10 protein-coding genes and 1 riboswitch are annotated in these 12,471 nt (G+C 71.2%); of the genes, 4 read left to right on the top strand and 6 right to left on the bottom strand.

From position 1 onward, the window contains the following. Positions 1-9 precede the first annotated feature (9 nt). Complete coding sequence (locus tag IW245_RS27680; RefSeq protein WP_197006084.1) at positions 10-1,599, bottom strand: SpoIIE family protein phosphatase; 1,590 nt, start codon at positions 1,597-1,599, stop codon at positions 10-12. A 107-nt stretch (positions 1,600-1,706) separates the two neighbouring features. Between IW245_RS27680 and IW245_RS27675 the strand changes: the two genes are divergently transcribed. Both IW245_RS27675 and IW245_RS27670 read left to right on the top strand, forming a co-directional pair. Beyond that, a complete protein-coding gene (locus tag IW245_RS27675; RefSeq protein ID WP_197006083.1) occupies positions 1,707-4,658 on the top strand; it encodes an ATP-binding protein in 2,952 nt (983 codons plus the stop codon). After that, positions 4,655-5,182 (top strand): response regulator, encoded by a 528-nt coding sequence (locus IW245_RS27670; RefSeq protein ID WP_197006082.1) that lies wholly within the window; start codon positions 4,655-4,657, stop codon positions 5,180-5,182. Before IW245_RS27675 ends, IW245_RS27670 begins: the two co-directional genes overlap by 4 nt. Positions 5,183-5,215: 33 nt before the next feature. On the opposite strand, the gene IW245_RS27665 is transcribed toward IW245_RS27670, so the two are convergent. The 3 genes from IW245_RS27665 to IW245_RS27655 all read right to left on the bottom strand — a co-directional run bounded on the left by IW245_RS27665 (position 5,216) and on the right by IW245_RS27655 (position 7,868). Further along, the gene (locus tag IW245_RS27665) at positions 5,216-5,557 is read right to left on the bottom strand and encodes an STAS domain-containing protein (RefSeq protein ID WP_197006081.1); all 342 of its coding nucleotides are present in this window, start codon (positions 5,555-5,557) and stop codon (positions 5,216-5,218) included. A 65-nt stretch (positions 5,558-5,622) separates the two neighbouring features. Then, on the bottom strand, positions 5,623-6,555 hold the full coding sequence (locus IW245_RS27660; RefSeq protein ID WP_197008712.1) for an aldo/keto reductase: 933 nt from the start codon (positions 6,553-6,555) through the stop codon (positions 5,623-5,625). 5 nt (positions 6,556-6,560) lie between these two features. Next, complete coding sequence (locus IW245_RS27655; RefSeq protein WP_197006080.1) at positions 6,561-7,868, bottom strand: aminotransferase class V-fold PLP-dependent enzyme; 1,308 nt, start codon at positions 7,866-7,868, stop codon at positions 6,561-6,563. Positions 7,869-7,911: 43 nt separating this feature from the next. Further along, positions 7,912-8,026, bottom strand: a riboswitch (SAM riboswitch). Between the two features lie 30 nt (positions 8,027-8,056). Here IW245_RS27655 and IW245_RS27650 point away from each other — a divergent pair. Continuing rightward, the gene (locus tag IW245_RS27650) at positions 8,057-9,421 is read left to right on the top strand and encodes a PrsW family intramembrane metalloprotease (RefSeq protein ID WP_197006079.1); all 1,365 of its coding nucleotides are present in this window, start codon (positions 8,057-8,059) and stop codon (positions 9,419-9,421) included. After that, positions 9,421-10,362 carry a helix-turn-helix transcriptional regulator gene (locus IW245_RS27645; RefSeq protein WP_197006078.1) on the top strand — a complete coding sequence of 314 codons (942 nt, stop codon included), beginning with the start codon at positions 9,421-9,423 and terminating at the stop codon, positions 10,360-10,362. The genes IW245_RS27650 and IW245_RS27645 overlap by 1 nt, the downstream gene beginning before the upstream one ends. A gap of 77 nt (positions 10,363-10,439) precedes the next feature. On the opposite strand, the gene IW245_RS27640 is transcribed toward IW245_RS27645, so the two are convergent. Together IW245_RS27640 and IW245_RS27635 are read right to left on the bottom strand one after the other, a co-directional pair. Continuing rightward, the gene (locus tag IW245_RS27640) at positions 10,440-11,177 is read right to left on the bottom strand and encodes an alpha/beta fold hydrolase (RefSeq protein WP_197006077.1); all 738 of its coding nucleotides are present in this window, start codon (positions 11,175-11,177) and stop codon (positions 10,440-10,442) included. A 45-nt stretch (positions 11,178-11,222) separates the two neighbouring features. Beyond that, positions 11,223-12,443, bottom strand: a complete 1,221-nt coding sequence (locus tag IW245_RS27635; RefSeq protein ID WP_197006076.1) for an AI-2E family transporter — start codon at positions 12,441-12,443, stop codon at positions 11,223-11,225. Positions 12,444-12,471: the final 28 nt, after the last annotated feature.

Raw genomic sequence — 12,471 nt, 5'->3', positions numbered from 1 at the left:
TACCCGAGGTCAGCCCGGGTTGCGCAGCACCAACAGTGCGATGTCGTCCCGAGGCTGCTCCGGCGAGAACGCCAGCGCCGCGGCGCGCAGCCGGCTCGCGATCGCCTGCGCCGGCAGCCCGGTCAGGCCCGCCAGCTCCTGGCGCAGCCGGCCCTGGCCGTACAGCTCGTCGCCGCGCCGGCGCTCGGTCACTCCGTCGGTGTAGAACACCAGGGCGTCGCCCGGGGCCAGCCGGACCGTGGCCAGCGGGGTACGCACCGTGTCCAGCAGGCCGACCGCCGTGCCGCCCTCGCCGACCAGGGTCGTGCCGCCGTCCTCGTGCAGCAGCACCGGTTTGTCGTGCCCGGCCAGGCACAGCTCCAGCTCCACGACCCCGCTGGTCGACCGGGTCACGATCGCCGCGGCCAGGGTGCAGTGCTTGCCGTCGCCGCGTTCGAGCATCGTCGTGTTGAGCAGCTCCATCGTCCGGGGCAGGGAACGGCCGTCGCGGACCAGCACCCGCACCACGTCGCGGACCAGGCCGGTGAGGGCAGCGGCCTGCGCGCCCTTGCCGCACACGTCGCCGATCGAGACCAGCCACTCGCCGGAGTCGCTCAGCGGGAGGACGTCGTAGAAGTCGCCGCCGACGTCGGTCCCGGTGCTCGCCGGCACGTACTCCGCGCCGAACTCCAGCCCGGTCGACAACGGCAGCTTGGCCGGCAGCAGCGCCCGCTGGAACGCCTGGGCGATGTTCTCCCGCTCGGCGTGGATCCGCGCGTTGTCCAGGGCGAGCGCGACCCGCCGGGCCAGGTCGGCGACCACGGCGACCTCGTCGACGTTGTGCAGCCGGTCGAGGTGCCGGCCCACCGACAGCGTGCCGAGCAGCTGGTCGCGGGCGATCAGCGGCACCGCGACCCCCTCGAACGGCCGGGGCAGCGTGATCGGGGCCCGGGAGGTCACCACGTCGCGGAGCCGGGGCGCGACCTCGTCGAGCTGCTGGCGCAGGACGGGCAGCGCGGCCTCGTCGCGGTGCAGCCACGTTGACAGGGTCAGGTTGCCCCACTCGTCGGCGCTGTGCACGGCGCACCAGTCCCCGAGCCGGGGCACGACCAGCTGCGGGATCAGTGCCAGGGTCAGCTCCGGGTCCAGGGACTGGGCGAGCAACTCGCTCGTCTCGGACAGGAACGACAGCCAGTCCCGGCGCTGCGGGGAGGCCGGCGGCTCGGTGTGGGACGGGGGAGTGCGGTCCAGCCGGAACCACACCCCCTTGCGGTCCTCGCCGTGCGTGGTGCCCCACGCGCTGGCGAACTGGTCGACCAGCAGCAGGCCCCGGCCGCCCTCGCTGAAGTGGTCGGGTCGGGTGGCCGGGCCGATGTCCCCGGCGTGGAAGTCCGTGACCGTGACCGTGACGCCCGCGTCGTCGACCTGGACGTCGACATCGATGTCAGTACCGGCGTGCACGACACCGTTGGTCGAGAGCTCCGTGGTCAACAGCAGAGCCTCGTCCAGCAACTCCGCCAGGCCCGCCTCCGCGAGAACCTCGCGGACGGCGGCACGGGCGTGCGCCGGTGACTGGTGGTCGGCTGGCAGTCGAAGCCGTCGCCGGGCGTGCGTGGGCACGGGTGAAGTCTCTCCTGACCAAGTAGTTTTCCGCTAGTTCATGGCCGAGATAGTGATCAGGGTGCCGGGTTCTCGCCATTTGCGCCATCGCAGGGGAGGATGGGGCGATGGACTCCGCGCTGCTCACTCAGCTCGTTGACGCGTTGGGGCGTGTCCAGCAGGGTGACTTTCAGGTACGTCTGCCCCAAAACTCCTCCTCCGAGGGTGCCGACGAGGTCGCTGACCGGTTCAACAAGGTCGTCGAACAGCTCGAGCGCCGAAATCAGGACCTGATCAGGATCGCGCAGATCGTCGGCCGCGAGGGTGAACTCACCGAACGCCTCGACGTGACCGACCACCCGGGCGAGTGGGGCGGCGGGGTGCGGGCCGTCAACGCGCTGATCGACGACCTGGGCCGGCCGACCACCGAGATCGCCCGCGTGATCGTCGCCGTGGCCGACGGCGACCTGTCGCAGAAGATGGCGTTGCAGATCGACGGCCAGCCGATGCGGGGCGAGTTCGCGCGGATCGGCCGCACCGTGAACACGATGGTCGACCAGCTGTCGTCCTTCGCCGACGAGGTGACGCGGGTGGCCCGCGAGGTCGGCACCGAGGGCAAGCTCGGCGGGCAGGCGAAGGTCACGGGCGTGTCGGGCACCTGGCGCGACCTGACGTACAACGTGAACTTCATGGCGTCGAACCTGACGGCGCAGGTGCGTAACATCGCGTCCGTCGCCACCGCCGTCGCCAAGGGTGACCTGTCGCAGAAGATCACGATCGACGCGCAGGGTGAGATCCTCGAGCTGAAGAGCACGATGAACACGATGGTGGACCAGCTGTCCTCGTTTGGTGACGAGGTCACGCGTGTCGCCCGCGAGGTGGGGTCCGAGGGCAAGCTGGGCGGCCAGGCGCAGGTGCGCGGCGTGTCCGGTACCTGGAAGGACCTCACGGAGAACGTCAACCAGCTCGCGTCGACCCTGACCACCCAGCTGCGGGCCATCGCGCGGGTGTCCACGGCCGTGACCCGGGGCGACCTGACCCAGCGGATCACGGTCGCGGCCCAGGGCGAGGTCGCGGAGCTGAAGGACAACATCAACCAGATGATCGTCACGCTCCGCGAGACCACGAAGAAGAACGCGGAGCAGGACTGGCTGAACTCCAACATGGCCCGGGTCTCCGGCCTGTTGCAGGGCCAGCGCGACCTCGGCGAGGTCTGCCGCATGATCATGGACGAGGTCACCCCGCTGATCGAGGCGCAGGTCGGCGCGTTCTTCCTCCAGCAGGAGGGCCAGGACGGCACCACCCGGCTCCGGCTCACCGGCTCCTACGGCTACGTGCCCGAGGGCCACGCCGTGGTGTTCGCCCCGGGCGAGGGGCTGGTCGGCCAGGCGGTCGCCGCCCGGCGCACGATCCGGGTCACGTCAACCCCACCGGGCTATCTGACGGTACGCAGCGGGCTGGGCAGCGCGCCGCCCGCCGATGTCGTCGTGTTGCCGGTGCTGTTCGAGGGCCAGCCGCTCGGCGTGATCGAGTTCGGTTCGCTGTCCACGTTCTCCGAGCTGCACCTGACGTTCCTCGACCGGCTCGTCGCCACGATCGGCGTCGCGCTGAACACGATCCGGGCCAACCAGCGCACCGAGGAGCTGCTGGCCCAGTCGCAGCGGCTCGCCCTGGAGCTGCAGGACCAGTCCGGCGAGATGTCGCGGACCAACCTGGAGCTGGAGGAGAAGGCGGCGCTGCTGTCCGAGCAGAACCGGAACATCGAGATCAAGAACCAGGAGATCGAGATGGCCCGGCTGGGGCTGGAGGAGAAGGCGCAGCAGTTGGCGCTGGCTTCCCAGTACAAGTCGGAGTTCCTGGCGAACATGAGCCACGAGCTGCGCACCCCGCTCAACTCGCTGCTGCTGCTCGCCCGGCTGCTCGCCGACAACACCGAGCGCAACCTGTCCGAGAAGCAGATCGAGTTCGCCCGCACCATCCACAACGCCGGCTCCGACCTGCTGTCCCTCATCGACGACATCCTCGACCTGTCGAAGATCGAGGCCGGTCGGATGGACGTCGAGGCCAGCAATGTCGAACTGAGCGAGATCTCCGAGTACGTGGAGCGGGCCTTCCGGCCACAGGCCGAGGAGAAGGGGCTCAAGCTGCGGGTCGACAGCACCGTCGACCTGCCGGCCACGGTCCTCACCGACGCCCAGCGGCTCCAGCAGATCCTCCGCAACCTGCTGTCCAACGCGGTCAAGTTCACCGACGCCGGTTCCGTGGTGCTCACCATCGGGCTCGCGCCCCGGGGCGCGCGGTTCGGGGTGCCGACCCTGGACGGGGCAGAGCACGTGGTGGCGTTCGCGGTGCAGGACACGGGGATCGGCGTACCCGAAGAGAAGTTGTCCCTGATCTTCGACGAGTTCCAGCAGGCCGACGGCACGACGAGCCGCAAGTACGGCGGCACCGGCCTCGGCCTGTCCATCAGTCGCAAGCTCGCCCAGCTGCTCGGCGGCACGATCACCGTGGAGTCCGCGCCGGGCACCGGCTCCACGTTCACGCTGTACCTGCCGGACGTGCTGCCCGGCCTCGCCCCGATCCGGCCGATCCAGCTGCCGGCCCGCCCCGCGCCCAGCAGCACGCCGACCATGCGCGCAGCCAACGCCCCGGCGATCCTCCGCCAGCCGGCCGGCCCGGAGCAGCGGGTCACCAGCACCACCCAGCGGCTCGACGGCGCGTGTGTCCTGATCGTCGACGACGACGTACGCAACGTGTTCGCCCTGACCAGCGCGCTGGAGCTGCACGGCATGACCGTGCTCTACGCCGACAACGGAGCCGAGGGCGTCCGCCTGATCACCGAGCACCCGGAGGTCGACATCGTTCTGATGGACGCGATGATGCCCGACATGGACGGCAACGAGACGACCCAGGCGATCCGGCGGATCCCCGAGTTCGTCGACCTGCCCATCGTGTTCCTCACCGCCAAGGCCATGCCCGGCGACCGGGAGAAGGCCCTCGCGGCCGGCGCGAGCGACTACATCACCAAACCCGTGGACCTCGACGACCTGCTGGAACTCATGGGCGGGTGGGTTCAGTGACGTCCTCTCCCAAGGTCCTCATGGTCGACGACCGCCGGGAGAATCTGGTCGCGCTCGCCGCGATCCTGCAGGGCCTGGCCGTCGAGCCGGTGACCGCGTCCAGCGGGGAGGAGGCGCTCAAGCGGCTGCTCACCGACGACTTCGCGGTCATCCTGCTCGATGCGCAGATGCCCGGTATGGATGGGTTCGAAACGGCGAGTCACATCAAACAGCGAGAGCGGACCCGCTATGTGCCGATCATCTTCCTCACCGCCGTGGACCGGGACTCACACCTCGCGTTCCGGGGGTACGCTGCCGGCGCGGTCGACTACCTGACCAAGCCGTTCGACCCGTGGGCGCTACGGGCCAAGGTGTCGGTGTTCGTGGACCTGTGGTCGAAGAACAAGCAGCTCACGGAGCAGGCGGCGACGGCGGCCAGGTACGCGGCGCTGGCCGGGGCCGTGGACGAGGCGCTGGTTCTGCTGGAGCGGGGGGATGTGGCCGAGGCGACCAAGGTGCTGGGGCAGGCCCGGCCCTCGACGTGAGCCCGGGTCGGCGCGGTGGCCCGTCCGGGCCGCTCAGTCCCGGATGTAGAACGCCTGCTTGAGGCCGGTGACGTCCAGCAGCCGGTGCAGGAAGTCGCCGACATTGACCAGGATCAGGGCGTGCTGGGACCGGGCGGCGGCCCGGTTGAGCACGACGAGGGTGCCCAGGCCCTGGGAGTCGCAGAAGGTGACCTTCTCCAGGTCCAGGATCAGCCGGGAGGCCGGCGTGTCGACGAGCGCCTTCTCCACGGCGGCACTGAGCTGGGACACGGTGCTGATATCGATCTCACCGATGAGCGCCACGACGGTCTCGCTGGTGTCGTGACGGACGGAGATGTCTAGCTCCGGCGGCAGCACACCTAGAACGTACCCCATCGGCCGCTGGTCCACTCGGGGGAAAAGAGCGGACCAGCAGGCGAATTGGCCGACGGGTACCGGTGCTACAGCGCGTTGAGTGCCGCGAGCTCCTCCGGGGCCGGGGCCCAGGTGCCGGCCGCGACATTGGCGACCACCTGGGCGGCGCTGGTGGCCCCGGCGATCACCGACGCGACGGCCGGCTGGGCGGCGAGCCCGCCGATCGCCACGTCGAGCATCCCGACGCCGCGTTCGGCGGCGAATGTCGCGATCCGGTCGATCAGGTCCCAGTCGGCGCCGGCGTGCACGTGCGGGCGGTTGGCCAGCCGGGTGCCGGCCGCCGGGGCCTCGTCGCGGGCGTACTTGCCGGTGAGCAGCCCCGACTTGAGCGGGAAGTACGGCAGGATGCCGACCCCGAACTCCTCGCACGCCGGCACCAGCTCGGTCTCGATAGCCCGGTTGAGCAGCGAATACTCGTTCTGGGCGCTGATGAACCGCGCGCCGGTCGCCTCGTAGTCGGCCTGGGCGACCTGCCAGCCGGAGAAGTTCGAGCTGCCGATGTAGCGGACCTTGCCCTCCACCACCAGCTCGTCGAGGGCGGCCAGGGTCTCCTGGATCGGGGTCACCCCGTCGGGCTCGTGGTACTGGTACAGGTCGATCCAGTCCGTGCCCAGCCGGCGCAGTGACGCCTCGACGGCCAGCCGGACGTACCGCCGCGAGCCGCGCGCGCCCCAGTCCGGCCCGTTGAGGCCCTGCATGTCCATGCCGAACTTGGTCGCCAGCACGATCTGGTCGCGCCGCTCGCCGAGCACCTCGCCCAGCAGGGATTCCGAGCGGCCGGGGGTGCCGTAGATGTCGGCGGTGTCGAAGAGGGTGATGCCGGCGTCGATCGCGGCGTCGACCACCGCGCGGGTGCCATCGACGCCCTCGGTCACCGAGCCGGGACGTCCGAAGTTGTTGCAGCCGAGGCCCACGACGGAGACAATCAGGCCGGAGTTGCCCAGTGGGCGGTAGGTCATGTCAGTCACGCGATCGACCGTACCGCGTAGATCAACCTGTCCACCTGCTCGATGGTGCTCCCGAGGCCGAGGCTCGCCCGGACGGCTGTGACGTCCGGGATGTTCTCGTCCCCGCAGTGCGCCACGCCCCGTGGCGCGTCACTACAGGCGCCGACTGCTGAGCGCCCCGCCCGGGCGCCCAGCAGTCGGCGGGTCAGTGGGTGCGCGCAGAACAGCCCGTCGCGCACGCCGATTCCGAACTCGGTGGCCAGCCGGGCCGCGACCCGCGACGACGGCACACCGTCGACCACGAACGCGACCACGCCGATCCTCGGGTGTTCGGGTCCGAACAGATTCAGGTCGTGCACGCCGTCGATCGCGGCCAGGCCGGAGCGCAGCCGGGCGGTCAGCGCCTCCTCCTCGGCCTCGACCTCGGCGCGGTCGGCCAGCGCCAGCTCGGTGCACACCGCGGCCAGGGACACCGCGCCCAGCAGGTTGGGGGTGCCGGCCTCGTGCCGGGCGGCGCCGGCCGCCCACCGCACGTCGTGGGTGGCGTCGCCGACGTGCGCGGTCGCGCCGCCGCCGACCAGGTACGGCTCCGCGGCGTCCAGCCAGTCGGCCCGCCCGGCGAGCACCCCGGCCCCGAACGGCGCGTACAGCTTGTGGCCGCTGAGCACGAGGTAGTCGACGCCCAGCTCGGCGATGTCCACCGCCCGGTGCGGGGCGAGCTGGGCGGCGTCCACGCAGATCCGCGCGCCGTAGAGGTGCGCGGCGGCGGCCAGTTCGCGGATCGGCCACAGCTCGCCGGTCACGTTGGACGCGCCGGTCACCGACAGCAGCAGCGGGCTGTCGGCCTCGGTGCGGCGCAGCTCGCGCAGCGCCGAGTGCACGGCGGTCACGGCCCCGGACGGCGAGGACGGCGAGGGCAGCCGGACCGTGCGCTTCCACGGCAGCAGGTTCGCGTGGTGCTCGGCGGCGAACGCCAGGACCGTGGTGCCGGCCGGCACGGCGTGCGCGAGCAGGTTCAGCGCGTCGGTCGTGTTGCGGGTGAAGATCAGGTTGTCGTCCGGCCGGCAGCCGACGAACTCGCGGAGGGTCTCGCGGGCCTCCTCGTACCGCTTCGTACACAGCTGGGAGAGCTGGCCGGCGCCCCGGTGCACGCTCGCGTAGTGCGGCAGGATCTCGTTCACCGCCCGGGCGGCGGCCGAGGCGCACGGGGCGGTGGCGGCGTAGTCGAAGTTGGCGTACGGGACGTGGGTGCCGTCGGCGAGCTTGACCGTGACGTCCGCGCCGAGGACGGAGAGGTCTGCGCGGGTGGCGGTGAGGGCGGACATGGAGAATCCTCCGAGGTCTCAGGGACCTCGGGGAATGTGCCGGGGTCCGCGCTTGACCAGCACGAACGAATGCTGGACCTGGTCCTCACCCGGGGCACCCCACCGCGGTGGAGGGTTGCCGGCCAGCGAGCCGGGGCTTGTCGCTGGCGCTCATGACCTGCCGAGAGGTTACCGCATAAGCTGAGCCCATGGCAGAGCTCGCACAGGGTGACGTGCACTACGGTCCGCCGCCCCCGCCGCCGAGGCGCTTCGACTGGAAACGCCTGATCGTCATGATCATCGCGGTGGTGGTGATCGCGGCCGGTGGCATCGCGATGCTGCTCTACCTGGGCTTCGCCTACGGCGTCGGCCCCACCCTCGTCGGGCTGGCCGGCGCGATCCTCCCCGTCCCGCTGCTGGTCTCAGCGTTCCTCTGGCTCGACCGGTACGAGCCGGAGCCGTGGAAGCGCCTCGCCTTCTGCTTCGCGTGGGGGGCGTGCGTCGCCACCGCGGTCGCGTTGGTGGTCAACACGCTGATGGGCGAGTGGGTGTTCCCGAACCTCGGGGTCTCCGGCAGCCATGTGGCGACCCTCGTCGCGCCGTTCATCGAGGAGTCGATGAAGGCGCTCGGCCCGCTGCTGCTGTACATCTTCGTGAAGCGGTCCTTCTCCGGCCCCACCGACGGGATCGTCTACTTCGGACTCTCCGCCGTCGGGTTCGCCATGATGGAGAACATCCTCTACATGGGCGGCATCTACGTGCGGACGTCCGCGGACACCGGCCTGGTGTCCCAGGGTGCGATCAGCGTGGTCGTGCTGTTCGTCGTCCGGGTGGTGATGTCCGGCTTCGCGCACCCGCTGTTCACGTCGATGACGGGCATCGCCGTCGGCTTCGCCGCGCGCAGCTCCAACAAGGTCACCCGTACCCTGCTGCCGTTGTCCGGCCTGATGATGGCCATGATGCTGCACGGCACGTGGAACCTGATGGCGACGCTCAGCGCCCACAACCAGCTCGTGTTCCTGTACGGCTACTTCGGCCTGATGGTGCCGATCTTCTTCGGCGTCTTCGGATTCGCCCTGTGGACCAGGGCCCAGGACGGCCGGATCGCCGGCCGGGTGCTGCCGGCGTACGTGCGGACGGCGTGGATGACCCCGCCGGAGGTGGCGTCCCTGATCACCGTCGGCCGGCGCCTCACCGCGCGGTACTGGGCCCGCCGGGTCGCCGGCGCGTCCGGCGCGCAGGCCATGCGCGGCTACCAGGACACGGCCACCAAGCTCGCCCTGCTCCGCGACGGGGCCGAGCGCGGGCTGGCCGGCCCGGACTTCGCGGCCGAGGAGCTGCGGCTGCTGCACGACCTCGCGGCGTACCGCAACGTGTTCACCGGCCGCGACCCGCTCACCCCGCAGGGCCGCTGGGACGGCTCCGTCTACCACCTGGTGTTCCCGGACCGCTCGGTGCGCGCCGTCGCGCCGTCGGCCAGCCCGGTCGTGCCGATCCCGGTCGCCCCGCCGCCGCCCCCGCCCCCGCCGCCGATGTACGGCTACCAGCCCTACCCCTACGGCTACCGGGGCTGATGTCCGCGTCCCAGGTCCTGGCGTTCCTCGAACTCCTCCAGGGCCGCCCGGGGCTGGGCGGCGCCGCGCTCGCCGAACAGCTCGGCGTCGACCCCAGAACCATTCGCCGGTACGCCGACCAGCTCCGCGACCTGGGCATCCCCGTCGAGGCGGCCCGTGGCCGGTACGGCGGCTACCGGCTGCGCCCCGGCTACAAGCTCCCGCCCCTGATGTTCACCGACGCGGAGGCCACGGCCGTGGTCGTCGGCCTGCTCGCCAGCCGGCAGCTCGGCCTCGCCGTGGGCGACGCGGACGGGGCCCTCGGCAAGGTGCGGCGGGTGCTGCCCGTGGCGCTGCGGGACCGGACCCTGGCCGTGGCCGACACCCTGGCCTTCACGCTGCCGGCGCTGTCCGGCGAGCCCCCGGACGCCGCGGTGCTGCTCACCGTTGCCACCGCCGCCAGGGACCACCGCCGGGTGACCCTGCGCTACGTGTCCTGGCGGGGCGAGGAGACCGACCGGGAGCTGGACCCGTACGGCATGGTCTTCCACGCCGGCCGCTGGTACGTCGCGGGGCTCGACCACCGCAGCTCCGAGGTGCGCACGTTCCGGATCGACCGGGTGCTGTCCGCGCGCCTGGCCGCGGAGTCCTTCGCCGGGCCGGTCGACTTCGACCCCGTCGCGCACGTGACGGACTCGCTGGCGAAGGTGCCCTACCGGCACCCGGTGGAGGTGGTGCTGGAGACCGACCTGGACAGCGCCCGGCGCCGGATCTCCCCGACGCTCGGGACGCTGGTGGAGGTGCCCGACGGGGTGCTGTTCACGACCAGGGCCGAACGGTTGGACGGGATGGCCGTGATGCTCGCCGGGTTGGGGTGGGGATTCACCATCCGGGTCCCGGACGGGTTGCGGGTGGCCGTCGCGGAGCTGGCCACCCGGCTGGGCGAGAACGCGCGCCGCTAGGATGGAGCTCCCGGCAGAGGTGCCGCCGCTGTCGGGGCGGAGACGCGGCGTAACCGTCGAAGTGTGGTCTTGATCTGTCAGGTCGTGAGGTCGACCAGCAGCTCCGCCAGGTCCTTCGGGCGGCTGAACATCGGCCAGTGGCCCGTGGTCAGCTCGAACAGTCGCCACCGCGGCCCGCCCAGCGCGGCGAAGAACGGATGCCCCGCGGCGATCATCTCGCGCACCACCGGCAGCGGGAACGAGCACGCGACCAGGTCGCACGCCACGTCGTCGGCCCCGGTGCGCCGGATCGGCTGGGTGACGGTGCCCAGCGGCTGGTCGGTCGCGCCCGCCCGGAACCGGGCCAGCGCCGCGTCGTCCATGCCGGCCAGGCTCGCGCCCATCGTGGTGGCGACGTCCTCCCAGGACGGCAGCGGGATCCGCCACCCGTCCCCGGCGAGGCTCTCCAGGTACGCCCGGCCCTCCGGCCCGCCGAAGTCGGCCTGGGCGAAGCCGTCGGGCAGGGGCCCGCTGTCCACATAGACGACCCGGGCGAGGCGGTCGGGGATCCGGTCGGCCACGCCGGTGACCGGGGAACCGCCGTAGCTGTGCGCGACGAGGACGACGTCGGTCAGGTCGTTGTCCTCGATCACCCGGACGATGTCGGCGACGTGGGTGTCTAGGTCCGTGTCGGGGCCGGCCTCGGCGGCCCGGTCGGCCATGCCGGTCAGCGTGACCGGGTGCACGTCGTGGCCGGCGGCCCGCAGCGCGTCGGTGACGTCCTGCCAGGCCCATCCGCCGAGCCAGTAACCGGGTACCAGAACAAAGGTTGTCATGCGCCCAGGCTAGAACCGAATCCGGACAGTTTCCGCCCGGATTAGCTACCCGGTGTCTTCTTCCATCTCGGTGAGCACGACATTGCGCCCCACGATGTACCGGATCCCCGTGTTCAGCGTCGCCACCAGCGGCACCGCCACCAGCGCGCCCACGATCCCGGCCAGCACCAGACCGGCCCCGATCGCCACGATCACGGCCAGCGGGTGGATCGCCACCGCCCGACCCATGATCAACGGTTGCAGGACGTGGCCCTCGAGCTGCTGTACGGCGATCACGGCGGCGAACACCAGCAACGCCGTGAACGGACCCTTGATCACGAACGCGACGAGTACCGCGATCGCGCCGGTCAGCGTCGCCCCGATGATCGGGATGAACGCACCGAGGAACACCAGCGCCCCGAGCGGCAGCGCGAACTGCGGCACCCCCAGCAGCCACACCGCCATCCCGATGCCGACCCCGTCGATGAACGCCACCAGCACGGTCGCCCGCACGTACGCCACCAGCGTCCGCCACGCGGCCTGACCCGCGCCGCCCAGCGACTCCCGCGCCCGGACCGGGAACAGGCCCACCAGGAAGGTCCAGATCCGCTGGCCGTCGCGGAGGAAGAAGAACGTGACGAACAGCACCAGCAGCATGCCCGTCAGGACGTGCGCCGTCGTGACGAACGTCGAGACCGCGTTCTCCGTCAGGTTGTCCTTGTTGCCGACCAGCCACGTCCTGACGGTGTCCAGCATCTGGTTGAGCTGGTGGTCGGTCATGTGCAACGGGCCGGTCTTCAGGTAGTCCTGAATCTGCTCGATGCCCTCGGCGGCCTTCTTCGTCAGCAGCGGAAAGCCGCTCACGAACTGCTGGATCACGGCCGTCAGCACCCCGACGATGGCGGCGATGCCGGCGATCAGAGCGATCGCCGTGGCCAGGGAACCGGGCAGCCGGGCCCGGCGCAACCAACCGACCAGCGGCGTGAGCAGGGCGGACAGCAGCAGGGCCACGATGATCGGGATCACGATCGCCGACAGCCGACCCACCAGGATCAGCACGAAGTACCCGGCGGCGCCGATCAGCAACAGCCGCCAACTCCAGGCCGCGGCGATCCGGATCCCCCGGGACACCTCCTGATCGGGCGACACCTCGACCTCTGGCACGGGCTCCACCACCATCGGTAGGGGCGGCGGGGTGAACTCCTGATCCCGTCGCTCGGCGGCGGCGCGCACCGGTGCGCGCATCGACTCCCAGGCACTCAGGGCACGAGAGCCCCAGCCCTTCATCCTGGCCAGCGTGCACCTCCCCGTCGGT

It is taken from the genome of Longispora fulva, assembly GCF_015751905.1.
In the GTDB taxonomy this organism is placed as follows: domain Bacteria; phylum Actinomycetota; class Actinomycetes; order Mycobacteriales; family Micromonosporaceae; genus Longispora; species Longispora fulva.
Note: the sequence above shows the minus strand (reverse complement) of the source record. Positions and strands in the feature narration are given on the sequence as shown.